This is a genomic window from Amycolatopsis speibonae (assembly GCF_042647925.1).
Taxonomy (GTDB): domain Bacteria; phylum Actinomycetota; class Actinomycetes; order Mycobacteriales; family Pseudonocardiaceae; genus Amycolatopsis; species Amycolatopsis speibonae.
On sequence record NZ_JBHRWK010000002.1, the window covers coordinates 71,814 to 93,159 of the forward strand.

Annotated in this window: 17 protein-coding genes; 7 read left to right on the plus strand and 10 right to left on the minus strand. The window is 70.4% G+C overall.

Going from position 1 to position 21,346, the window contains the following annotated elements:
- Window positions 1-20: 20 nt before the first annotated feature.
- The gene (locus ACFOSH_RS00460) at window positions 21-854 is read left to right on the plus strand and encodes an SAM-dependent methyltransferase (RefSeq protein WP_378236546.1); all 834 of its coding nucleotides are present in this window, start codon (window positions 21-23) and stop codon (window positions 852-854) included.
- 149 nt (window positions 855-1,003) lie between these two features.
- Here ACFOSH_RS00460 and ACFOSH_RS00465 read toward each other — a convergent pair whose 3' ends face one another.
- From ACFOSH_RS00465 to ACFOSH_RS00475, 3 genes are all read right to left on the minus strand, one after another.
- Window positions 1,004-2,887, minus strand: coding sequence for a M48 family metallopeptidase (locus ACFOSH_RS00465; RefSeq protein ID WP_378236547.1), 1,884 nt, complete (start codon window positions 2,885-2,887; stop codon window positions 1,004-1,006).
- A 176-nt stretch (window positions 2,888-3,063) separates the two neighbouring features.
- Entirely contained in the window at window positions 3,064-3,897 is an 834-nt protein-coding gene (locus tag ACFOSH_RS00470; protein ID WP_378236548.1) for an aldo/keto reductase, read from the minus strand.
- Window positions 3,898-3,925: 28 nt separating this feature from the next.
- Window positions 3,926-5,107, minus strand: coding sequence for an MFS transporter (locus ACFOSH_RS00475; protein WP_378236549.1), 1,182 nt, complete (start codon window positions 5,105-5,107; stop codon window positions 3,926-3,928).
- Window positions 5,108-5,250: 143 nt separating this feature from the next.
- Here ACFOSH_RS00475 and ACFOSH_RS00480 point away from each other — a divergent pair, with 143 nt between their 5' ends.
- From ACFOSH_RS00480 to ACFOSH_RS00495, 4 genes are read left to right on the plus strand one after another with little or no spacing between them, the layout of a single operon-like run.
- Window positions 5,251-5,703, plus strand: a complete 453-nt coding sequence (locus tag ACFOSH_RS00480; RefSeq protein WP_378236550.1) for a MarR family winged helix-turn-helix transcriptional regulator — start codon at window positions 5,251-5,253, stop codon at window positions 5,701-5,703.
- Window positions 5,704-5,752: 49 nt separating this feature from the next.
- On the plus strand, window positions 5,753-7,210 hold the full coding sequence (locus ACFOSH_RS00485; RefSeq protein ID WP_378236551.1) for an amidohydrolase: 1,458 nt from the start codon (window positions 5,753-5,755) through the stop codon (window positions 7,208-7,210).
- Between the two features lie 44 nt (window positions 7,211-7,254).
- Window positions 7,255-7,659 (plus strand): hypothetical protein, encoded by a 405-nt coding sequence (locus tag ACFOSH_RS00490; protein WP_378236552.1) that lies wholly within the window; start codon window positions 7,255-7,257, stop codon window positions 7,657-7,659.
- Window positions 7,660-7,718: 59 nt separating this feature from the next.
- Complete coding sequence (locus ACFOSH_RS00495; protein ID WP_378236553.1) at window positions 7,719-8,183, plus strand: DUF2127 domain-containing protein; 465 nt, start codon at window positions 7,719-7,721, stop codon at window positions 8,181-8,183.
- A gap of 9 nt (window positions 8,184-8,192) precedes the next feature.
- Here ACFOSH_RS00495 and ACFOSH_RS00500 read toward each other — a convergent pair whose 3' ends face one another.
- From ACFOSH_RS00500 to ACFOSH_RS00525, 6 genes are all read right to left on the minus strand, one after another.
- Window positions 8,193-8,891 (minus strand): PP2C family protein-serine/threonine phosphatase, encoded by a 699-nt coding sequence (locus tag ACFOSH_RS00500; RefSeq protein ID WP_378236554.1) that lies wholly within the window; start codon window positions 8,889-8,891, stop codon window positions 8,193-8,195.
- Between the two features lie 96 nt (window positions 8,892-8,987).
- The gene (locus tag ACFOSH_RS00505) at window positions 8,988-9,809 is read right to left on the minus strand and encodes a hypothetical protein (protein ID WP_378236555.1); all 822 of its coding nucleotides are present in this window, start codon (window positions 9,807-9,809) and stop codon (window positions 8,988-8,990) included.
- A 44-nt stretch (window positions 9,810-9,853) separates the two neighbouring features.
- A complete protein-coding gene (locus ACFOSH_RS00510) occupies window positions 9,854-11,734 on the minus strand; it encodes a glycosyltransferase family 39 protein (protein WP_378236556.1) in 1,881 nt (626 codons plus the stop codon).
- Window positions 11,735-11,738: 4 nt separating this feature from the next.
- Window positions 11,739-13,001 carry a glycosyltransferase gene (locus ACFOSH_RS00515; protein WP_378236557.1) on the minus strand — a complete coding sequence of 421 codons (1,263 nt, stop codon included), beginning with the start codon at window positions 12,999-13,001 and terminating at the stop codon, window positions 11,739-11,741.
- Between the two features lie 74 nt (window positions 13,002-13,075).
- Window positions 13,076-14,977, minus strand: coding sequence for an ArnT family glycosyltransferase (locus ACFOSH_RS00520; protein ID WP_378236558.1), 1,902 nt, complete (start codon window positions 14,975-14,977; stop codon window positions 13,076-13,078).
- A gap of 4 nt (window positions 14,978-14,981) precedes the next feature.
- Window positions 14,982-16,520, minus strand: a complete 1,539-nt coding sequence (locus tag ACFOSH_RS00525; protein ID WP_378236559.1) for a sensor histidine kinase — start codon at window positions 16,518-16,520, stop codon at window positions 14,982-14,984.
- A gap of 173 nt (window positions 16,521-16,693) precedes the next feature.
- Between ACFOSH_RS00525 and ACFOSH_RS00530 the strand changes: the two genes are divergently transcribed.
- Entirely contained in the window at window positions 16,694-17,224 is a 531-nt protein-coding gene (locus ACFOSH_RS00530; protein ID WP_378236560.1) for a hypothetical protein, read from the plus strand.
- A 105-nt stretch (window positions 17,225-17,329) separates the two neighbouring features.
- Here the strand turns inward: ACFOSH_RS00530 and ACFOSH_RS00535 are convergent, their stop codons facing one another.
- Window positions 17,330-19,342 carry a fatty acid desaturase gene (locus ACFOSH_RS00535; protein ID WP_378236616.1) on the minus strand — a complete coding sequence of 671 codons (2,013 nt, stop codon included), beginning with the start codon at window positions 19,340-19,342 and terminating at the stop codon, window positions 17,330-17,332.
- Between the two features lie 451 nt (window positions 19,343-19,793).
- Between ACFOSH_RS00535 and tig the strand changes: the two genes are divergently transcribed.
- Window positions 19,794-21,164, plus strand: a complete 1,371-nt coding sequence (gene tig, locus ACFOSH_RS00540; RefSeq protein WP_378236561.1) for a trigger factor — start codon at window positions 19,794-19,796, stop codon at window positions 21,162-21,164.
- The last annotated feature ends 182 nt before the right edge of the window (window positions 21,165-21,346 follow it).

The window sequence follows — 21,346 nt, forward strand, 5'->3', positions numbered from 1 at the left end:
CTGAAGGGTGGAGCGTGTCCATGACTTCGGACGAGGTCCGGTCGATGCCGAGGCGCCCGCTGCCACCCCTCGACTACGACAAGCCCAATCTCGCCCGGATGAAGGACGCCCTCCTCGGCGGACACGACCACTACGAGATCGACAGGCTCGCCGTCGAGGCCTTCCTCCAGGTGGCCCCCGACGGCGCCGCGGTGGCCAAGGAGTTCCGGTCCTGGGCGAGCCGGGTGGTCCGGTTCCTCGCCGGCACCCGTGAGGTCGGCCAGTTCCTCGATCTGGGCTCCGGCATGCCCTACGTCGAGAACACCCACCAGACCGCGCAGCGGTACAACCCCGACGCGCTGGTCATCTACGTCGACGACGACCCGGTGGTCCAGGCACACGGACTGGCGTTGCTGGAAGACCACCTCGTGCACGTCAGCGGCGCGGATCTGCGCGACCCCGAGCAGACCCTGAGCGATCCGGTGATCGCCGAGCATCTCGAACTCGACCGCCCGGTCGCGGTGCTCCTCAACGCGGTGCTGCACCACATCGAAGACCTCGACGAGGCGCGGGCCATCGTCCGCGGCTATGTCGACGCGCTCGCCCCCGGGTCGTACATGCTGCTCACGCACTACTACACCGACGGCGAAGGTCCACGCGGCGCGTTCGCGCGGAAACTCGACGGCCTGATGGCCGGCATCGGCTACCCCACGGCGCACCGCAGCCGCGAGGAGGTCGAGTCGCTGTTCGACGGGCTGGAGATCCTCGATCCCGGCGTGGTCCACCTGCACGAATGGTGGCCGGAGGGGCCGCGTCTCGCGCCGCTGACCCAGTTGAACTACCTGAGCCTGGGCGGCGTTGGGGTCAAGCCGTAGGGACGTCGTAGCGCGACGTGCGCCCAGCGCACCTCAAGCGGGCGGGGCGGCGGTGACGCGTGGGTCGGGTTGGTCGTGAGTGGCAAGTGGGGTTAGAACGACACTTGCCACTCACGACGTCTGTACCGGCGCCACAAGGACAGCCTGGGTCAAGCCTTCAGCGACCTGAAGAACGCCGTCAGTTCGTCGTGGGCGGTCCCGAAGTCCTCGGTGTTGCCGGTCATCGCCAGTTCCAGCGTCTCGCCGTCGGAGAGTTCCAGCGTCAGGTAGCCGGTGAGCTTCCGGCGCGGGAAACCACCCGCGACGATGTCGGTGAACGGGATCCGCCGCGCGCCCGGTTCGGCCCGCAGATCGTCCAGGCCGCGTTCCCGCAGCTTCCGGATCCGCTTGCGGTCCGACACCCCGCGCGCCCCGATCAGCCCGGCGAGCCCCCGGCGGATCAGCACCGCCCGCGCCATCGGCAGCAGCACCACTTCGCTGTCGCAGACGACCAGGTCGTAGAGCTTCCGCTTGGCCTTCAGCGCGGTGAACATCCCGAGCATCCGGGCTTCGGCGGGGTCGGGATCCAGGCGGGGTTCCTGTTTGCAGAAGTATCCGGCGGGCACGTTCAGCAACTGCAGATTGTTGACCAGTTCGTCGACCGCGCGCGGGCTCTGCACCGCCGGGCCGACCAGCTCGGCGACGTCGAAGGGTTCGCCGTCGCCCAGGCAGAGTTCCCAGCCGCCGCCCCAGTTCAGCCGGTGCGCGGCGACCCCGTTGTCGATCATCGCGGCGGTGACGGTGTCGGCGAACAAGTCGGTCAGCAGGTCGCGGCCCTCTTGGCGGGACGGGGCCCGCAGGGGTTTGGCGAGCGCGTCGGCGTCACCGTCGCGCAGGACCCGCACGACCTCGCCGATCGTGCCGCGCGGCGCCAGCCTGCTCTCGATCCCGGCGGAGGTCAGCAGCCTCGCGCCCTCCGCCACCGACGCCCGGCCCGCGCGTTTGACGACCTCGTCCCAGTCCGCTCGCGGCCCGACGTCGTGGACCAGCACGTCCAGTTCCGCCTCGGGCACGTCGACCTTCGGCGCGCCCAGCAGCGACCAGCCCGGCCGCGCGTCCGGCTTCACCGGGTTGTCCGGCACCCCGGCCAGCGCGGCGATCCGGCGTTTCGTCGGCGGATGGCTGTCGTACTTCGAGAGCTCTTCGCCGTCGAGAAGGTCTTCGGCGTACTCGGTCACCCAGTCTCGCTGGGCCGGGTGGTTGAGGTACGAACGGAACCCCAGCAGGACCGCGGGAGTGCGCCGCGCCGTCGCGCCGAGCGAGAGATAGCGCTCGGAGTAGTCCTTCCAGAGCGGGCTCAGCGTCGCGGCCTTCCGCAGCGCGGCGGCCGCCGTCCGGCTTCCCGCGGCGAGCACGGACGCCTCGTCGGCCTGTAGTTCCTGTCGCCGGTTCGCCGACCGCGCGATGAGCAGGTACAGCTTCGAGTAGGCGGAAAGCAGGGCCCTGGCGGGACCGCCGTCCAGCCTGTCGACGGTGAAGGCGAGCGTCTGCGTGCCGCGGTAGGTCAGCGCGAGCAGCCGGGTGTGGCCACCGCTGTAGTGGCCGAGTTCGTGCGCGAGCACCGAGCGCAGTTCGCTCACGCTCATCGCGGCCAGCAACGGCAGCCCGATCAGCATCGTGCGGCGACCCGGCCGCAGGCCGAGGAACCGGGCGTCCTCGCTGACCGCCGCGTTGATCTCGCCGATCAGCACGACCTCGTCCGGCGGCCGCGTCTTCACCTGTGCGGCGAGGTCGTCGATCATCTCCCACAGCGCGGGATGGGCGTCGCGGTCGAGCCGCGGCCCTTCGATCGGGGGACGCCGTGCCCGCAGCGCGCTCACCAGCCCGAAACCGAGCGCGATCATGATCGCGAGCCCGCCGAGCATGACGTAAACGCCGGTTTTGCCCGGGATCCGCAGGCCCGCCAGCACACTGGCGACACCCACCGCGACGACCACCACTGGGAACGCCACGAGCAGAAGTGTCGCGAGGACGGCGCGTCCTCGGGCCTGCATCGTCCGGTTACCTCTTTTCGCACAAGTGCCGTCTGTGCGGCCGAATAGTAACCGGCTACGCAGCGGGCTCGTGCGGAAACAAAGCGCTACGCCCGCGACCTGGGAAAGCCCGCCCAGGACCTCGTGAGTGGCAGGGACGGTTCTAACCCGTCCCTGCCACTCACGAGACCAGACGCTTAGGCGACGTTGAAAGTGTCGGGGTCCGGCCCGGTCCGCAGACCGCGGTCCAGCACGGAAAGCGAAGCGATGTCCTCCTCCGACAGCGTGAACCCGAAGACGTCGAGGTTCTCCTTGATCCGAGACGGCGTCACGGACTTCGGGATCACGACGTTGCCGAGCTGCAGGTGCCATCGCAGGACGACCTGCGCCGGAGTGCGGCCGTGCTTGGCGGCCAGCGCCTTCACCGCGTCTTCGCCGAGCAGGTCGCCGCCCTTGGCCAGTGGGCTCCACGCTTCGGTCGCGATGCCGTGCTTCGCGTCGAACTCGCGCACCGCGGCCTGTTGCAGGTACGGGTGCACCTCGACCTGGTTGACCGCCGGGGTCACGGAACCGGCGTCGAGCAGGCGTTCGAGGTGGACGGGCTGGAAGTTGGACACGCCGATCGCGCGCACCCGGCCGTCGGCGTAGAGCTTCTCGAAGGCCTTCCACGTGTCGCGGTAGAGGTCGCGCTCCGGTGTCGGCCAGTGGATCAGGTAGAGGTCCAGCTGCTCCAAGCCCAGCTTCTCCAGGCTGACGTCGAACGCCTTCAGCGTGGCGTCGTAGCCCTGCTCGCTGTTCCACAGCTTGGTGGTGACGAACAGCTCGTCGCGGGCGATCCCGGACTCGGCGAGTGCCCTGCCGACGCCCGCTTCGTTGCCGTAGACGGCGGCGGTATCGATGCTGCGGTAGCCCGCGTCCAGCGCGGCCTTGACCGCGGCGGTGGTCTCCTCGTCCGGCACCTGGAAGACGCCGAACCCGAGCTGCGGCATCTCCACCCCGTTGTTCAGCTTGACGGTGGGAATGTCGGTCACTTGCGTTCCTTTCGTGGGGTTTGACGGGTCAGGCGGCGGGGGCCAGTTCGGCGCGACGAGCCTTTCGCCGCCCGCGGTCGAGCATGCCTGAGATGACCGCGACCAGCAGTCCGGCGAGTGCCAGCGCGGCGCCGATCCAGTTGGGCGCGGTGTAGCCGAGCCCGGCTTCGATGGCCTGGCCGCCGAGCCACGCGCCCGCCGCGTTGCCGAGGTTGAACGCGGCGATGTTGGCGGCCGAAGCCAGCGCGGGCGCGCCTTCGGCCTTGTCCATGACGCGGGCCTGCAGCGGCGCGACGGTCGCGAAACCGGCGGCGCCGAAGACGGCGATGGTGATCGAGGCGGGGAGCTGGGCGTGCGCGGTGAAGACGAACACGATCAGCACGGCCGCGAGCACGGCGAGGATGACGTAGAGGCTCGGCATCAGCGCCCGGTCGGCCGCCTTGCCGCCGAGCAGGTTGCCGACGAACAGCCCGCCGCCGAACAGCACGAGCAGCCAGGTCACCGCGCCGGGGGAGAAGCCCGCGACCTCGGTCATCATCGGGGCGATGTAGGTGAAGGACGCGAACACCCCGGCGAACCCGAGCGCGGTCATCGCCAGCGCGAGCCACACCTGCGGACGCCGGAACACGGCGAGTTCGCTGCGCAGGCCCGCGCTCTTCGTCGTCGCCTGCGCGGGGACCAGCGCGAGGATCCCGATCAGGCCGATCACGCCGAGGACGCTGACCGCCCAGAACGTCGAGCGCCAGCCGAACGCCTGGCCGAGCGCGGTGCCGGCGGGGACGCCGAGGACGTTGGCGACGGTCAGCCCGGTGAACATCAGGGCGATGGCGCTGGCCTGTTTGTTCGCCGCGACCAGCGAGGACGCGACGACAGCGCCGACGCCGAAGAACGCGCCGTGCGAGAGCGCGGCGACCACGCGGCCGGTCATCAGCAGGCCGTAGGTGGGGGCCAGCGCGGAAACGACGTTGCCGGCGATGAACAGGACCATCAGGCCGACCAGGACGGTCTTGCGCGGCACCCGCGACGCGAGGGCGGTCAGCACCGGGGCGCCGACCACTACGCCGAGCGCGTAGCCGGAGATCAGCAGCCCCGCGGAGGGGATCGAGACGCCGAAGTCGCCCGCGACCTCGGGCAACAGGCCCATGATCACGAACTCGGTGGTGCCGATACCGAAGGCGCTGATCGCCAGTGCGAGCAGAGCGGCAGGCATTGGAGGCTCACTTCTTCCCGTAGAGTGGTGTTGACTGGCGTGAGCAACTACAAGCGTCTGAAATAGTTGCACACGCCGTATATTGCACACGCTTGATGATGCACGACGCAACAAAGCTCGGGCAACCGGGGAAGAGGTGAACCGTGTCACTGGCCGACGACGCCGTGGAGGCGCGCGCGCAAGGCTGGCGGACTCTGGCCGCGCTGCACGCGCGGATCGAGGACGCGCTCGAGCGCGCGCTGGCGCAGAAGCACGAACTGTCCGTCACCGAGTACACCGTGCTGGACGTGCTCGCCCGTCAGGACGGCTTCCATCTGCGGATGAACCAGCTGTCGAACGCCGTCGTGCTCAGCCAGTCGGCGACGACGCGGCTGGTGTCGCGGCTGGAGGACCGGGGACTGCTGCAGCGCTACCTGTGCGCGGACGACCGGCGCGGGATCTACACGGAGGTCACCCCGGCGGGACAGGAGCTTCTCGCGGCCGCGAGGCCGACGCACGACACCGTGCTCGCCGAGGCGCTGGCCGCCGCCGAGGAACTCCCCGAACTCGCGCCCTTGGTCGCCGCGCTCGGGAAGCTCACCTTCGCCCGCTCTTGACCCTTCGCATTCAGAGGACGAAACGCGGACCGGCTGGCAAGGTGGGGGAGTGGACGATCTTCTGGTGCGCCGGGTCCGGGTCGGCTTGGCGGGTTCCCTGTCGGACGTGCTGATCAAGGACGGCCGGATCGCGGCCGTCGCGGGCCCCGGGCAGGCGGGTGAGGCGTCGGAGATCCTGGACGGGCACGGCGGCACGCTGCTGCCCGGCCTCGTCGACGCGCACGTGCACACCGCGCAGTGGTCGGCCGCGCGCCGCCGGATCCCGCTGGGGGAGGCGACGTCCGCCGCGCACACCGTCGATCTCGTGCTCGCCCACCTGCTGGCGCATCCCGTGCCACCCGGCGATCTCGTGCTCGGCGCCGGGTTCCGCGACGGCCTCTGGCCCGACGCCCCGCACAAGGACCTGCTGCAGAAGGCCCTGCCCGGGCACCCCGTCGCCCTGTTCGGCGCCGACCTCCACACGCTGTGGCTCAGCCCCGCCGCGCTCAAGCTCATCGGCCGCGAGCACCCGACCGGCGTGCTGCTGGAGAACGACTGCATGAGCGCGACGGCCGAACTCCCCATCGCCCCCGAAGACGTCATCGACGGCTGGGTCGCCGACGCGCTCGACGCGGCGGCCGCCCGCGGCGTCACCAAGATCGTCGACTACGAGTACGCCGACACGGTCACCGACTGGCGGCGACGGCTGGCCAGGAAACCCTTGCCGGTCCGGGTTTCCTGCGTGATCGCGAAGTACCTCCTCGAGACCGCCGTCGAACGCGGCCACCGCACCGGCGACGTCCTCGAAGACACCGGCGGACTGCTCACGGTCGGCCCGTTCAAACTGTTCGTCGACGGTTCGCTGAACACCCGCACCGCGTACTGCGTGGGGCACTACGCCGGAACCGACTCCCACGGGCTGCTCGAACTGCCGCCCGACGAGCTGGAACCGTTGATGCGCAAGGCTTTCGAGAACGGACTCGCACCGGCGGTGCACGCGATCGGCGACCACGCCAACAAGATCGCGCTCGACGCCTTCGGAGGCGTCGGGTGCCCGGGCCGGATCGAGCACGCGCAGTTGCTGCGCGCCGAGGACGTCGCGCGTTTCGCCGAACTGGGTGTCGTGGCGAGTGTGCAGCCCGCCCATCAGCCCGACGACCGCGACGTCGCCGACAGGCACTGGCACGGCTGGACCGATCGGGCCTTCCCTTACGGCGCTTTGCATCGCTCCGGGGTGACCCTGGAGTTCGGCTCGGACGCGCCGGTCGCGCCGCTGGACCCCTGGGACGCGATCGCGTCGGCGGTCAGCCGCACCGACGACGACCGCCCGCCGTGGCACCCCGAGCAGGCGATGCCGCTGGAAGCCGCGCTCACGGCGGCGTCCGGCGGCCGGACCGGAGTGGCCGTCGGGGACGTCGCGGATCTGGTCGTCACCGCGGTGGATCCGTCGAAGCTTTCCCCGGCCGGGCTGCGCGAGATCCCCGTCGCCACCACCGTGATGAACGGCCGGATCACCTACACGGCGTAAGGCGCGGCTTTTCTTCCTCCGCGGCAACGCCTTAATGGGAAGGCATGGATCACCGCCTGCTCGACCGGCTCCGGGACCTCCACGGCTCCCTGGGCACCGACATCACTTTCGTCACCCGGATGGTCGAGGACGACGTGCCACGCGCCGACGTCCTCCGTGATCTCGGGGAACGGCTCACCGACCTCGGCGCGGCCCTGCTCCGCCGCTCGGACGACGTCGACGCCGACGTGCTCGCGAAGCTGCCCGAAGACGGCTGGCTGCCCGAAGCGGGCGAGCGCCACCAGGCACTGGCCGTGGCACACCACGTCGGCACGCGGCCGTTGCGGTGCGGGCGCATCTACCTCGCCGTCTGCGGTGCGCCGTGCTTTCCCTTCTACGGCAGGGACCCCTCCGGCCGGACGGCGCGCCACGAGCGGTGCCGGACCTGCGGGGACCGCCTGTTCCGGTGACGGCGGCTGCGGCCGGCGGCAGGGTGAGGCAGGGTGAGGTGATCGCGGAGGGAGCGCCCATGAGCACCGAGAAGCTGTTCCGGATCGCCATCACCCTGAAGGGGCTCGATGGCGCCTTGCAGCTGGTGGGCGGGCTCGTCCTGATGGTCGTCCCGGCGTCGGTGATCACCGGTTTCGCGCACGCCGTGGTCACCCGGGACCTGCTCGGCGACCCCGAGGGGGCGCTGGCCCGGCACCTCGAACTCGCGGCCGGTCACTTCGTCGAGGGCCGGACCTTCGCCGTCGTGTACCTCGTCGCGCACGGGCTCATCAAGCTCGGCCTGGTCTGGGCGCTGGCGCGCAAGATCATGCGCGCCTACCCCGTGGCCGCCGTCGTGCTCTCGGCGTTCGTGGTCTACGAGGTCTTCCGCGCGATCCACACGCACTCGCTCGCGCTGCCGTTCTTCGCGGCCCTCGACGTCGTGATCGTCGTTCTGGTGCTGCGCGAGTACCGGCAACTCAAAAGGGATCGCGTCGCGGCCTGACCGCCCGGTTCAGGCCGCGACGCGAAACTTTTCCGTGGTGAGATCCGCGCTGGGCGGATCCACCACGATCGCGGTGGCGTTGTCGGAGCCACCGAGCGAGATCGCCGTCCGCACCAGCTCCGTGGCCGCCCCGCCCGGCATCCCGAGGATGTCGAGCATGGTCGGCCCGTCGAGCGTCTTGTGCACACCGTCGCTGGTGAGCAGGAGCCCTCCGGTCGTGACGGTGGCCGTGCCGATCTCGTGAGTACCGGCCGTGCGGACGCTGGTGGTGACGACGTGTTCCATCCGCGGTGTCACGGGTTGGCCGTGGTCGCGGAAGTACTGCGCGATCGTATGGTCCTTCGTCACCTGCCGCACGGTGTAACCGTCCCAAGCGTACGCCCGGGCGTCCCCGACCCACGCGACGCCATACCCCTCGTCGGTCGGGACGGCCACGACGAGGACGCAGTCACCGGTCCCGCCGAGCTCCAGAACAGCCCTCTGAGCAGCCAAAACAGCCGCGACGGCGCCCTGCTCGACCGGCGCCCGGGCCGCCGCGGAAGCCGCCGTTCGCGCCGCGTGTGCCGCGTTCGGGTGATCTCCGACTCCATCGGCCAGCGCGAACACGATTCCCGCCCCGCCCGCGGCCGCATACGCCCCGACGGCGTCCGCGTTGTGCTTGCGCGGCCCCTGCGCGCTCGCCGTGTGCCAGTGTGGAAGTTCCCTCATGGTCTTCTCCTCACCCCTGGGTGATCGCCTGCTTCCAGCGTCCGCCTGTTTCCTGTGTGGCGGCTGAGGGTTGGGTGATAACCGCCTATCGGTCGGCTACCGCAGGCGCGTGATCAACGTCCGCAGCCAGCTCTCGGCCATCGCGGGTTCGCTCCGCAGGTGCCGCACCAGCAGGTCCCGCGCGGCCCTCGAACGCCCCGCCTCGACGATCGCGACCGCCTCGGCCAGCCCGCGCAATCGCGGCTCCGAATGCTCCGGCGCGCTGCCGTTCTCGTCCGACCAGCGCGGCCGAGGGAAGGAGGCGGTGAGTTTGGCCTGCACGTCGCCGAAGTAGTGCCAGACCGGCCAGCCGAGCGAGATGTTCCGGACACCGTTCGCGGGCAGTTCGGCGGGCCAGCCGAAGTGCTGCTGCCAGCGGAACGCCGACGGGTCCGTGTCTTCGCGGATGGTGATCCCGAGGAAGCGGAGCCTGCCGCGGATGACGTTCCAGGCCTCGCGTTCGTCCTCGATCCAGTCCCGCAGCACCCCGTACAGCTCGGTGAACGTCTGTCCTGTGTAGACGAGGTCGACGAAGACCTTCGGCCGTCCGCGCGCCAGGTCGTGCGGGCTCAGCCCCGCCGCGGTGAGGTTGGCGCGCAGCCGGGCGACGTCGGCGGCCGTCAGGCCTTCGCGGATGCCCGCGAAGGACAGCGGCAGCCGGTGGATCCGTTCCCGCCACGGCGTTCCGCTCAGCAGGTCGTACACGCTGTCCGCCGAGCGGCCGACGAAGTACAGGTCCGCGTCACCGGCGCGGGCGATCACCTTCGCGGCGCATTCGATCAGCTCGTCCAGGAACCACAGCGACGGTTTTCCGGCGCGTTCGACCAGCGTCCCGAGCTGGTCGGGGCGCACGAGGTCCCAGCGGTACGGCCGATTCACGCCGTCCAGGATTCCCGTGCGCCCCAACGTTTGTCGAAGCATTTTCAGGAAAGCAGGTGGTACACCGTCTGCTCGCCGACCGTGGTGGCGGCGAAGTTCGCCGCGACCCATTCGGAGATCTCGTTCGAGCCGCCACCGGGGCCACCGCCGCGGCCGCCTTCGACGTAGTAGGTGATGTCGCCGTCGGCCACGTACTGCTGGAATTCGGCCAGGGTCGGCGCCGGATCCGAGCCGCTCCAGCCGCCGATGCCGATCACCGACTTCCCGCTCGCGAGTTCCAGGTTCGCCGCGGACTGCGAACTCGACGTCGCCGCCGCCCACTTCGTCGTGGTCGCGGCCAGCGCGGCCCCGATCTCGGCGGACGAGCCCTCTTCTTCCATACCCGGCCCGCCCATGCCGCGGTCACCGCCGGTGGCGGGGCCGGACGTCGGGATCGAGCCGGAATGCGCTTGAGAAGCGGTTTCGACGGCATACGCGGCAGTGCCGAGGCCGACGGTCAGCACGGCGACCGTCGCGACGACGGCGACGAGTTTGCGCAGCGGCGGGACACCCACCAGCACGACGGTCGCGGTCACCAGGCCGAGCCCGGTGATGATCCAGCGCAGCGCGGGCAACCAGTCGGCGTTACGGTCCAGCAGGATGTACGCCCAGACCGCACTGGCCGCGATCATCAGCGACAGGAACACCCTCGGCGCGAGATGTGCCCGGCCGCGCCACAACGAGGTCCCGGAGATCGCCACCACGGCGGCGATCGACGGCGCCAGCGCGACGGCGTAGTACGGGTGCACGATGCCGCCCATGTAGCTGAACACCAGCGCGGTGACGAGCATCCAGCCGCCCCAGACGACCAGCGCGGCCCTCGTCCGGTCGGTCCCGGCGGCCCGCCGGGTGAACCACAGCCCCGCGACCAGCCCGATCAGCGCGGCGGGCAGCAGCCACGACACCTCGCCGCCGAAGCTGGCGCCGAACATCCGGGTCAGGCCGCTTTCGCCGCCGAAGCCGACGTTCCCGCCCATGCCCCCGCCTGTGGTCTCGACCATGCCTCCGCCTGTGGTCCCGACCACCATGGTGCCGCCGCCGCGGCCTCCGCCGAAGATCCGGCCGAGCCCGTTGTAGCCCAGTGCCAGTTCGAGCAGGCTGTCGTCGGTCGAACCGCCGATGTACGGCCGTGAGCTTGTCGGCCACAGGTCGACCAGCGCGATGAACCAGCCTGCCGAGACGACCACCGAAACGACCGCGGCGAGCAGGTGGAGCAAGCGTTTGCCCAGTGACGCCGGCGCGGCGATGAGGTAGGCGAGGCCGAACGCGGGCAGCACCAGGAACGCCTGCATCATCTTGGTCAGGAAGCCGAACCCGATGGCGACACCGGCGAGGACCAGCCAGCGCGGGCTCGCCTTTTCGATCGCTCGGATCGTGCAGTACGCGCCGGCGATCAGCAGCAGCGTCAGCAACGCGTCCGGGTTGTTGAACTTGAACATCAGCGCGGCGACCGGGGTGAGCGCGAACGCCGCCCCGGCGAACAGACCGGCGACCGGCCCGGAGGTCCGTTTGACCGTCAGGTACAGCAGGCCGACCGAAGCGACCCCCATCAACGCCTGCGGGGCCAGCACGGTGAAGCTGGAGAAGCCGAAGATCCGGGCGAACGCCGTCGTGACCCAGAGCGCGGCCGGGGGCTTGTCGACGGTCAGCACGTTCCCGGCGTCGAGGGAGCCGAACAGCCACGCCTTCCAGTCCTGCGTGCCGGACTGCACCGCCGCCGCGTAGAACGAGTTGCCGTAGCCGGAGGCGGTCAGGTTCCAGAAGTACAGCAGCGCGGTGGCGGCCAGCAGGCCGAAGACCGCGGGACGGACCCAGCGGCCAGGCGGCTTCGCGACGTCTTCCTCGGCGGGGCGGGGCTCCACCCGGGAAGCGAGTGCGGTGGTCATGGGGTCAGCTCTCCATTTCGGTGGCGGGCCGGCGGCGGGACGAGCGGAAGACCCAGCCGCGCAGCAACAGGAATCGCAGAACGGTGGCCGTGAGGTTCGCGAGCACGAGCACGGTGGTCTCAAGCGGCAGTCCGGGGGCCGTCATCGTGTGCAGCAGCGCCAGCGCGCCGCTGGTGAGCGCGAGCCCGAGGCCGAACACGATGAGACCCTGGAACTGGTGCAGCCCGGCGCCTTCCTTGCCGCGGATGCCGAAGGTCAGGCGCCGGTTGAGCGCGGTGTTGCCGATCGCCGTCACGAGCAGCGCGACGAAGTTCGCCACCTGGGCGCCGGTGAACGTCCGCAGCAGCAGGAAAAGCACGAGGTAGGCGACGGTGCTGGCGACGCCGACGGCGGCGAACCGCACCAGTTGCCGCACGAGGCTCGGCGCCACTCCCGGTGCCTGTACTTGGATCGGGGCGCGGCCGAGCTGTTCGCGCAGGCCGCTGATCGGGATCCGGCCGGTCAGCGTCGCCTTGGTCAGCCGCGCGATGCCTTTGAGGTCGGCGGTCGCGGTGGCGACGATGTTCACCGACGAGTCCGGGTCGTCCACCCAGTCCACCGGGACCTCGTGGATCCGCAGTCCGGCCTTTTGCGCCAGTACCAGCAATTCGGTGTCGAAGAACCAGCCGGTGTCCTGGATGTGGGGGAGCAGCCGCTCGGCGACGTCGGCGCGGATCGCCTTGAACCCGCATTGCGCGTCGCTGAACCTCGCCGCCAGCGTGCCGCGCAGGATCAGGTTGTAGCAGCGGGAAATGAACTCCCGTTTCGGTCCGCGCACCACCCGTGCGCCGCGGGCGAGCCTGCTGCCGATGGCGAGGTCGGAGTGCCCGGACAGCAGCGGCGCGACAAGGGGGCCGAGCGCGGCCAGATCGGTCGAGAGGTCGACGTCCATGTAGGCCAGCACTGGAGCGTCCGAAGTGGACCAGACGGCGCGCAACGCCCGGCCGCGCCCCTTTTCTTCGAGGTGGCGGACTTCGACGTCCTCGAACTCGCGGCTCAGCCGTTCGGCGACGCGCAGGGTGCCGTCCGTGCTGGCGTTGTCCGCGACGGTGATCCGGAACGGGTACGGGAACTGTTCGACGAGGTACGCGTGCAGTCGTCGGATGCCCGGTTCGAGGTCGGTTTCCTCGTTGTAGACCGGGATGACGACGTCGAGAACGGCCGTGCCGGTCGGGGCGATGGCGGGGCGGCGGCCGGTTTCGGCGCCGGAGAGGATCGCGGCTGTCATAGCGTCAATCTCGGCCATCGCGCTGAGGCCGGCTTGTGCCGGAGCTGTGCCGTCGCTGTGTTCCGTCACGGGATTCACCGGCTCAGGTCGTAGACGGTGACACCGTCCACAGTGGTCGGTGTATAGGTCTCCGCGACCCATTCGGCGATCCGCTCGGCGGCGTCGCTGCCGGTCTCCCCGCGCATCATCATGCCGTCACCGAGGAAGTAGTGGATCTGTCCACTTCGGACGTACTCCTGGAACTGTTCCAGGGTGGGGGCCGGGTCCGTGCCGTTGAACCCGCCGACGGCCATCACCGGCGCCCCGCCGCCGAGCTGGTAGCCCGCCGCGTTGTTGGAGCCGACCGTCGCCGCCGCCCAGGTGTAGTCCGCGCTGTCCTTTCCCAGGAGAGCGGCGAGGTTGTCGCCGGGCAAGCTGGTGTCGAGCAGTCCTCCACCCGGTCCGCCGCGGACGATCTGCCCGCCCTGCCCGCCGATGACGAGGCTGCCGCCACCCGGGCCCATGCCGCGTCCGGTCGCCGGACCAGCCGAGGGCAGCGCGCCGGAATGCGGGGTGGCCGCTGTCGCGACCGTGTACGCGCCGGTGCCCGCGAGAACGGTGACCAGTGCGCCGACGGCGACCAGACGCCTTGCCGCATCGGATAATCGTGCGGCGAAGAAGACCAGGAACGCGCACAGGAGGCCGGCCACGAGGATCGTGATCGCCAGTCCGGGAAGCCAGTCGGATTGCCGCGAGAGCACAAGATACGCCGTCAGCGCGGTCAGCCCGATCCCGGCGCTCAAGGCACCCGCGGCGGCCGGATTCCCCCGTGCCCGCCACAACCGCGTGCCCGCGATCCCGACGAGCCCGGCGATCGCCGGGGCGAGCGCGATCATGTAGTAGGCGTGGATGATGCCGCCCATGTAGCTGAACACCACGGCCGTCACCAGGAACCAGCCGCCCCACACGATCAGCGCCGCCCGGCCGCGATCGGTGCGCGGGGCGCGGCGGGTGAACCACAGCCCGGCGCCCAGCGCGATGACGGCGGCGGGGAGCAGCCAGGCGATCCCGCCCGCCATCTCGCTGCCGAACAACCGGTCCCAGCCGGTACCGCCCCAGCCGCCGTTGCCGCCGCCGCCGACACTGCCGACCTCGTCACCGGTGATGCGGCCGAAACCGTTGTAGCCGAAGACGAGTTCCCACAGGCTGTTCTCCTGCGAGCCGCCGATGTACGGCCGGTCGGCGGCGGGCCACAGCGCCACGACGGCGAGGTACCAGCCCGCCGAGACGATCGTCGCGCCCAGCGCTCCTGCCAGGTGCAGCAGACGGCGCCCGACCGACGTCGGCGCGGCGATCAGGTAGGCGAGCCCGAACGCGGGCAGCACCAGGAACGCCTGCAGCATCTTGGCGAGGAAGCCGAATCCGACGGCGACCCCGGCCAGTGCCAGCCAGCGCGGGCTCGCCTCCTCCAGCGCGCGGACGACGCAATAGGCGCCGGCCACCAGGAGCAGGACGAGCAGGGCGTCGGGGTTGTCGAACCGGAACATCAGCGCGGCGGCCGGGGTGAGCGCGAGGACGGCGCCCGCCAGCAGGCCCGCGGCCGGGCCGGACGTCCGGCGCACCGCGGCGAAAAGCAGGGCCACCGAACCGACACCCATCAGCGCCTGCGGTACGAGGATGCTCCAGGGGTTGACGCCGAACAGGCGCGCGGAAAGGCTCATCACCCACAACGCGGCCGGTGTCTTGTCGACCGTGATCGCGTTCGCGGCGTCGCTGGAGCCGAAGAACAACGCCTTCCAGCTCAGCGATCCCGCTTGGGCCGCCGCCGAGTAGAAGGCGTTGGCCCAGCCGGATCCGCCGAGGTTCCACAGATAGAGGACGGCGGTCGCGAGCAGAAGAGCGGCGAGGGAGGGCCGGATCCAGCGCGGGTCGGCGGGCCTGCCTCGGGCGGGTGGAGCGGCTTGATCGGCTTCGTCGCGGGAGGCGAGGAGGGTCATGGCCTCAGCGTCGGATCTCGACCTGGGGTGGGGTTGTGCCGAAGCTGTGCACCCGCTGTGAGGATCCGATCACCGGAAGATGGACGGCGAACTCGGTGTGCCCGGGACGGCTGTGCACCTCGATCGTGCCGTGATGGGCCACGACGATGGCCGACGCGATCGCCATGCCGAGCCCGGTGCTGCCCGCGATCCGCGACCGCGAGGAGTCTCCGCGGGCGAAGCGTTCGAACACGCTCGGCAGGAGTTCGGGCGCGATACCGGGCCCGTCGTCGGTGACGGTCAGCACCGCCGCCCCGGTGCGGGAGCGGCCCAGTTCGGTGATCACCGTGGTGCCCGGCGGGGTGTGCGTGCGCGCGTTGGACAGCAGGTTCGCCAGCACCTGGTGCAGACGCTGGACGTCGCCGCGGACCAGCACGGGTTCCGGGGGGAGACGCAGTTCCCAGCGGTGTTCGGGACCGGCGACGTGCGCGTCCCCGACGGCGTCCGCGGTCAGCCGGGTGAGATCGGCCTCGCCCGCTTCGAGCGGCCGTCCGGCGTCGAGCCTCGCCAGCAGGAGGAGGTCTTCGACCAGGGTGGTCATCCGGGCGGCCTCGGACTGGATCCGCGACATCGAACGCGCGACCTCCGGCGGGACCAGCGCGCTGCCGCGGCCGGCGAGTTCGGCGTACCCGCGGATCGCCGAGAGCGGGGTGCGGAGTTCGTGGCTCGCGTCCGCGACGAACCGGCGGACGCGGGTCTCACTGGCCTGCCGCGCTTCCAACGCCTGTGCGATATGCCCGAGCATGTGATTCAGCGCCGAACCGACCTGGCCGACCTCGGTCCGCGGATCGGTGTCGATCTCGGGCACCCGCACGGAAAGCGCGACCTGGCCGCGGTCGAGTCGCATCGCCGACACGCGGCCCGCCGTCGCCGCGACCCGGTCGAGCGGCCGCAGCGTGCGCCGGACCGCGAACGCGCCGAGGAACCCGGCGCCGGTGACGCCTGCCGCCGCGACCCCGAACAGGATCCACCCGACCGTGGCCAAGGTGTCCTGCACCGGTTCGAGCGGGAGCCCGGTGACGACCACGCCGCCGGGGATCGAGACGGCCTGCAGCCGGTAGTCGCCGAGTTCCCCGAGCGCGAGCGACGTCGGCGGCGTGTCAACCGGAACGGACCGCAACCGCGTCTCCTGCTCGGCCGACAGACCCTCGGGAAGTCCTTTGACCGAAAGGAATCCGGCGTAGAGCACCTTGTCGCCGGTGAAGCGGACGCTCAGCGTCCCCGACGCCTGGCCCGGCGCGTTGAGCGGGTCGGGGCCGAAACCGGGCAGACCATCCGGCGGCCGGTTCGCGTAGTCGTGGGCGCGGGCCGAGGCGGCCGAGAGCTGGCTGTCGATCTGACCGGTGAGGAACGACCGCAGCGCGATTTCGCTCGCGACGCCGATCACCAGGCAGACGAAGGTCAGCAACAGCACCATCGAGCCGGTCAGTCTGGTGCGCAGGGAAAGCCGCCCGGGCCGGGACCACCGGCGCGGGCCGGGGGTCGGGACCGGACCGGGTGCCATGCCCTCGAGCGTGCGCCGAGGTCGTATGTGCGCGTTGTGTCCCGCCTGTGAGCTCGCTGTGTGCTGGGGGGCTGTGCGCGTGGGTCACAGAAAGGTCTGACGGCGGGCACAGGCCCGGCACAGCCGCGATACGGACGGTGGAGGCAACGACGAGACCACAGGAGTCGAAGACCATGAACGAAAACACGCCGACCACCCAGCCCGCTCCGTCCACTCCGTCCACTTCGGACTGGGGTGCTCCGTCGCCCGCTCGGGGCGGGAAGCGCAAGGCCGTCATCGCCGGTGGCGCTGCGGCGGTCCTCGCCCTCGGTGGCGGGGCGGCGATCTGGGCCGCCGGTTCGTCGGCCGACGCCGATGTCGCCTCCGCCGCGCCGGGCGGTGGGGCGGGTATGGGCGGGCCCGGCGGTTCCCGTGCCCTTCACGGCGAGTACGTCGTCTCGGACGGGAATGGCGGCTACACCACGCAGCTCACGCAGACCGGGAAGGTGACCGAACTGAGCGCGACGTCGCTGACCGCGGTGAGCGACGACGGGTTCAGCAAGGTCTACACGATCGACTCGTCGGTGGTGAGCGGCGTCGCGACCGGGGACACCGTCACCGTCGTCGCCACGACGTCCGGCACGACCGCGACCGCGCAGTCGGTGCGGGAGTCGACGGGGGAGGACCAGGGGCCGCCGCAGGACGGGACGCCTCCGGGCCAGTGACCGGGGTGCCATGCGTGGCCGAAGTCCGTGAAGGCCTCCTTCACTACCTTCAGGGTAGGCAAGGAGGCCTTCACGGACCAAGACTCCCTGCCGAGAAGAGCGACCTCAGCGGTCGTAGTCCACGCTCAGCTCGTCCGAAGTCGCCACCGCCCGGCAGGTCAGGATCCGCCCGGCCGCGACCTCCTCGTCCCCGAGCGCGTAGTGCACGTCCATCCGCGCGCTGCCGCGCACCACCGTCGCCCGGCACGTCCCGCAAGCCCCGCCGATGCACGCGTACGGCGCGTCGACGCCGTGTCGCAGCGCGGCGCTGAGGACGGTTTCGCCGTCCGTCGCGGGGATTTCGGCGGTCTTCCCGCCCGCGGTCACGGTCAGCACCGGGCCCGGCCGCCGCGAGGGGCGGACGGGAAGCGCGCCTTGGAACAGCTCGAAGTGGACGTTCTCTTCGGGGACGTCCCGGTCCGCCAGCGTCCGGCGGGCCATGTCGACGAGGTCGCGCGGGCCGCACAGGAACCAGTCGTCCACCTTCGCCGGATGCAGCCGGGCCTGCAGCAGCGCGCGGAGGCGGGTGCTGTCGAGACGGCCGCGCTGGTAGCGCTCGTGCGAGATCGCCAGTGCCTCGCCGACGATGTCGAACGGCTTCTCGAGCCGCGGCGTGCGCAGGTCCGGGTCGCGTTCGTCGGTGCGGTAGTGCACGACGTGCAGCCGCCCGCCCAGTTGCGCGGCGAGGACGCCGAGTTCGGCGGCGAACATCGTGCTGGCGCCGGAGGTGTTGATGTACAGCAGGGTCGCCTTGCTGTTCGGCTCGTCCCGCAAGGTCGCGGTCAGGATCGACAGGATCGGCGTGATCCCGCTCCCGGCGGCGAGCGCGACGTACCGGCCGGAGCGGCCCTTTGCGGGAGTTAGCGTGAACATCCCGTCAGGGGGCAGCACTTCCAGTACGTCGCCCGCGGCGAGCTCCCTGGTGGCGAACGTCGAGAACGCGCCGCCGAGCTGGTGCTTGATCGCGATCCGCAGCACCCCCGAGTCCGGTGTCGAGCAGATCGAGTAGGCGCGCCGCACCTCTTCCCCGTCGACCTCCGCGCGGATGACGAGATGCTGGCCGGGGGTGAACCGGAAGGTCTCCCGCAGCCGTTCCGGCACCTCGAACGTCACGGTGACGGCGCCCTCGCACAGCGGCAGGACGTCGGAGACCCGCAGCGAGTGGAACAGGCTCGGCTGCCGGGGCTCGGGAGCGGGCGGGTCCTCGTCGAACGAACCGGTGAGCTGCCGCCACTCGCGGTACTCCGTCGACGTCAGCTCGCGGCCCCACGCCGTCGCGATCGGGACGTCCCTGGCGAGGTAGGCGTCGCGGTTGTCCTTCCACGCGCGCAGGTACCGGTAGAACGGGATCGCCGGGTGGAGATGGTGCACCAGGTGGTAGTTCTGACACAGCATGATCGGCGTCATCAGCCATTCGAGGCCGACGCGGACGCGGGTGGCGCCGAACCGGTTCTGCCGCTGCTCGCCGAGGTCGTGATGCGGGAGCCAGTCGAACCACCAGGCCAGCACGGCCAGGCCGATGCGCTGCGGGATCAGGTAGACCACCAGCAGTTCCCAGCCGTGACCCGTCACGGCCAGCCAGGCGAACGCGGCGAGGCTCAGCGAGAGGACGGCCGCGGTCTCGACCCGCTCCGACGGCGGCCGCGTGCGCTGCCGCGCCACGTAGAAGCGGGCGTACCAGAAGTCGATGGTCAGCCAGCGCAGCGGCAACTGCCACCACGGGCCGTGCGCGGTCCAGGCGTCCGGATCGGTGTAGGCGTCTTCGTTGGTGTTGCGGTGGTGCTCAAGATGGATGTAGCGCACCAGGGGGAAGGAGCCGTAGCCGGCCACGAACGGCATCGCGAGCCTGCCGAGCAGTTCGTTGACCCAGGTGAACTGCCCGGCCGCGTGATGCGTCGACTCGTGCAGCACGGTGAACATCGTGAAGGTGACGAGCGCGTGCAGGGGAATGGTCACCCAGAGCGGCGCGGCTTCGTTGACCACCAGCCAGGTGGCGCCTGTCCAGACCATGGCGCCGCCGGTGAACAGCAGCACTGTCGGCACCGAGACCACCGGCAGCGGGATCCGCGGGTTGGGCACCCCGCGTCTCAGCTTTCCCGCGGGTATTCCCCCCGTGTCCTCGGACCGGGATACGGCGACGGTCATCGATCGTTCCCCTCGGTCGATGCTACCGGGACGAGCTGTCACACCGTAGACAACTAGTACTGGTTTGTAAACTTCATCTGACTGGCGAAATGCCACGTCACGGCGCCCGATGGTGAGCTGTGCCACGCATCCGTGTCCAGGGAAGGGCCGCTTCGTAACAGAGACGAACCGAAAACTGGTCCGATCGGGTGGTCCAGGTCCGGTTCGCCGGACGGCTCCCGTCAGCTGTGATCGGCGGGGGCGGACGCGGGGATGGCCCCGGGCCCAGCGCGATGAAGGACACGGCCTAGACTCGGACGGCCCGGTCTGCAAGCTGGCCAGGGCACATCCGCTGTCGACCGCTGCGGATGCTCAATCACACCGTTTACCGCTCGAGGAGAATACGTTGAAGAGCACCGTCGAGCAGCTCAGCCCGACGCGAGTCAAGATCAATGTCGAGGTGCCGTTCGACGAGCTCAAGCCGAACTTCGACCGCGCCTACCGCAAGATCGCCCAGCAGGTGCGCATCCCCGGCTTCCGCCCGGGCAAGGCGCCGGCTCGCGTGCTGGAAAGCCGGATCGGGCGAGCCCCGGTGCTCGACGAGGTCGTCAACGAGGTCATTCCGGCCAAGTACATGGAAGCCGTGCGCGCGGGCGAGGTCCGCACGCTGGGCCAGCCCGAGTTCGAGGTGACCAAGCTGGAGGACCGTGAGGTTCTCGAGTTCACCGCCGAAGTCGACATCCGCCCGGAGATCTCGCTGCCCGACCTCGAAGGCTTCTCGGTCAGCGTCGACGACGTCGAACTGACCGACGCCGAGATCGACGAGCAGCTCGACGAGCTGCGCGCCCGCTTCGGCACCCTGACCGGTGTCGAGCGCGCGGCCGAGAACGGCGACTTCGTCTCGATCGACCTCGCGGCCACCGTCGACGGTCAGGAGGTCGAGGAGGCCTCGACCACCGGCCTGTCCTACGAGATCGGCTCCGGCCAGCTCGTGGACGGTATCGACGAGGCGATCATCGGCGCGAACGCCGGCGAGACCAAGACCTTCACCACGAAGCTGGTCGCCGGCGAGCACGCCGGCAAGGACGCCGACGTCACCGTCACCGTGCAGACCATCAAGCAGCGCGAGCTGCCCGAGGCGGACGACGAGTTCGCCCAGATGGCGAGCGAGTTCGACACGATCGAAGAGCTGAAGGGCGACCTTCGCGAGCGTCTCGGCCGCGTCAAGAAGATGCAGCAGGGCGTCCAGGCCCGCGACAAGGTCCTCGAGGAGCTTCTCGAGCGCACCGAGATCGCGATCCCGGAGAAGGTCCTCGAGGCCGAGATCGAGAACCGCAAGCACGACGCGATCCACCCGTTCGACCACGACGAGGCGCAGTTCGCGCAGGCGCTCGAGGCCGAAGGCCGCACCGTCGAAGAGTTCGACACCGAGGTGCGCGAGGAGTCGGAGAAGGCGGTCCGCACGCAGCTGCTGCTGGACACCATCGCCGACGCCGAGCAGACGTCGGTCAACGACGGCGAGCTCACCGAGCGGATCATCTACCAGGCGCAGCGCTTCGGCGTCAGCCCGGACGAGTACGTCCAGCGGGCGCAGCAGTCCGGTCAGCTGACCGCGATCTACGCCGACGTCCGCCGCGGCAAGGCCCTGGCCACCGTGGTCCGCAGGACCACCGTGACCGACGCCTCCGGCTCCGCGGTCGACCTCGAAGAGCTCTTCGGCCCCGCAGCCGAGGAGACGCAGGTCACCGAAGAGCCCGCGAAGACTGCGGCCGAATAGGGAATACCCGGTCCGGTCGAAACGGACCGTAAAGCTGTAAGCGAACTTGGGCGGTGTCAGGCATTCTGCACCGCCCAAGTTCGTTAGGGTCGGTTGCAAGATCCTCAGCACCTGGACACAGCATCTGGACATACAGCGGCGGCCGAGGCACGGCTGGCCGCCGTCGGCGAAAAGGCAGGCAG